Origin of the sequence: Microcystis sp. M53602_WE12, from assembly GCF_030065455.1 — a bacterium.
GTDB lineage: Bacteria > Cyanobacteriota > Cyanobacteriia > Cyanobacteriales > Microcystaceae > Microcystis > Microcystis aeruginosa.
The window spans coordinates 1-2633 of the sequence record NZ_JASJFB010000218.1 but is presented as its reverse complement, the minus strand read 5'-3'; the positions used below and the strand labels follow the sequence as shown (position 1 = coordinate 2633).

Annotated in this window: 2 protein-coding genes; both read right to left on the bottom strand. The window is 49.0% G+C overall.

The window, feature by feature from the left end:
- Positions 1-214, bottom strand: a 214-nt coding sequence (locus tag PX482_RS07950; RefSeq protein ID WP_288122290.1) for an MBL fold metallo-hydrolase, incomplete at its 3' end; no start/stop codon positions are given.
- 215 nt (positions 215-429) lie between these two features.
- Positions 430-2427 carry a magnesium chelatase ATPase subunit D gene (gene bchD / locus PX482_RS07945; RefSeq protein WP_288122289.1) on the bottom strand — a complete coding sequence of 666 codons (1998 nt, stop codon included), beginning with the start codon at positions 2425-2427 and terminating at the stop codon, positions 430-432.
- Positions 2428-2633 lie beyond the last annotated feature (206 nt).

Sequence of the window (2633 nt, the reverse complement as noted above, 5' to 3'; positions counted from 1 at the left end):
TTAAACCAAAGATATGATCCCCGTGCATGTGGGTGATAAAAATGCGTCGGATTTGGGAACTTTTCAGGTCGCTACGCAGCAACTGGTGTTGAGTTCCTTCTCCACAGTCAAACAGCCATATTTCCGCCCGTTGCGGCAACCGAAGGGCGATACTAGAGACATTACGCGAACGAGTCGGAACCCCGGAACTGGTTCCTAAAAAAGTAATCTCCACAGGATAGCTGTCGGGATAGAGGATTATTTTTCTAGTCTAGGCTGTTTTGATCGATTTCTTGATCGAATTGCTGCTTTTCTGTATTTGATCACTTGGAAACAGGAAATCCCCTGATTTTGACCTAACTCTGCAATAATTACTCGCAGCCAGAAATACGTTGGGGAGTATCATACTTTGTGCTTTTTGTCAAAAAAACTTTTTGCCGCAAACCCCAGCTACAGTCCCGCAATTGCCCCTCGCGCCATAGATGCGATCGCTTGTTCCGTGGCCCGGGGTAGATGATAATATTTACCCCCGGCTTTTAGGGCTAATTCTTTGGCAAAACCAGTGGAGACGAATTTTTTCTCCGTATCGATGACCAGCAGTTTAATGCCTAAAGAGCGAATTTTAGCGGCAATATCGAGCAGTTCTGCCTTAATATCGGGTTTTTCCCCCTCCGGAATCGGTTCGCCTAAAGATTTCGCCAAAGGAATATTACTTCTACCGTCGGTAATCGCCACAATCACCACTTGACCGATATCCCCCGATAAACGAGCATTCATCCCCACATGAACCGCTTGGGTTAAACCGTGGGCCAAAGGGGAACCGCCACCACAGGGCAGGGTTTCTAGACGTTTTTTCGCTAGGGTAATCGATTTGGTTGGCGGTAATAGTACATCTGCTCGCTCACCCCGGAAAGGAATCAGGGCAATCTGGTCGCGATTTTCGTAAGCTTCCGTTAACAGACGCATGACCGCACCTTTAGCCGACTGCATCCGATTCAGGGCCATGGAACCGGAGGCATCGACCACAAAGACAATTAAAGAACCGGCCTTGCGGGCCAGCCGTTTTGAGCGCAGATCCCCTTCTTCTATAATCACATGACGTTCGGGATTCCTCAAGCGACGGGCTTTTTGATAGGGGGCGGCCGCCCGGAGAGTGGCATCGACGGCGACTCTTTTCACCTTGCCCCGGGGTAACATCGGCTTAATATAACGTCCCCTATCTTCCGAGAAAATCAGGTTACGCGCCCCCGATTTCCCCTGACGCTGGGCCATCTGGGCAAAATACAGCACACTGGGATCCAGTAAAACCCCTTCTGGGTCAAAAACAAATTCTTCTGGCAGATTATCCGGCTGTTCCGGTTCTTTTTCCTCCTCTTTCTCCTCCTCTTTTTCTTCCTGTTCCTGCTGGTTTTCGTCTTGGGGCGGTTCCGGTGGTGGTGGCGGCGGTGGGGGCTGTTGTTCCTGTTCCGGAGGTGGTGGCGTAATCAGCGATCGAGGTACAATAACTAATTCGACGGCTCTTTTTAAGTCATCGGCACTGACTACATCCCGACCTTCTAAAGCGGCGGCCGCCTTGGCTACTCTCACGGCAAAAATCTCGGCGCGATGACCTTCTACCCTACCGCGCACCGCTTCCTCCACTAGATAACTAATTTGTTCGGGTTTAATTTTTACCTCTTTTAACCATTCCCTCGCCAGAATAATTTCGGTTTTTAGATCGTCCATTTCTTGGGCATATTGGGCGATAAAAGCGCTGGGAGAAACAGCATACTCGATCGCCTGATTGACGGCGGTTACTCGTTGGTCTAAACTGAGGACACCATCGGCGGAAAGAGCAATGGCAATTCTATCTAATAAATGGGTTCGTAAATCCCCTTCTTCCGGGTTATAAGTAGCGATCAGGATTGGTTTACAGGGATGTTGAAAACTGATGCCTTCCCGTTCGATTTGGTTACGTCCTTCGCTTAAAACTGTGAGTAATTGGTTAGCAATTTGGTCATCAAGTAGATTAATTTCATCGACGTAGAGAATTCCCCGATGGGCGCTGGCTAATAAACCGGGTTGAAAGACTGGTTCCCCCTGTTTCACCGATTCTTCCACATCGACGGAACCCAATAAACGATCCTCCGTGACTCCTAGGGGAATCTGCACGAAAGGGGCCCGGATAACTTCCGTGGCGACCTCTCCACTGCTATATTCTTCTTTAGTGCGATCGTCCCATTCGTCGGCATTATTGGGATCACAATTAAAGACATTACCTGCGATAATTTCGATCGGTGGCAGTAAGGAATGTATCGCTCGCGCCATGACTGATTTGGCGGTTCCCCGACGACCGGCAATTACCACACCCCCCAGGGCGGGATCCACGGCGGCTAAGAGTAGGGCTAATTTAATCGCTTCTTGGCCGACAACGGCAGTTAGGGGAAAATTGAGGGTCAGAGTGGGCATAGATCTAGATTCAGGCGGCCAAATTCTAGTGTAAAACAGAAGCTCCCGGGTCCGGCACTTTTCCCTTTTTGATTCCCGAACTCAGATTTTAAGTAGGTAGGCGTTAAAAATTATCAGACACCCCCCTTATCAAGCTATCCCTTATAGGGATCTTTCTTAACAATTTTTGCAGTAAGCACTCCAACCCTTATCCTGACTTGATTTCA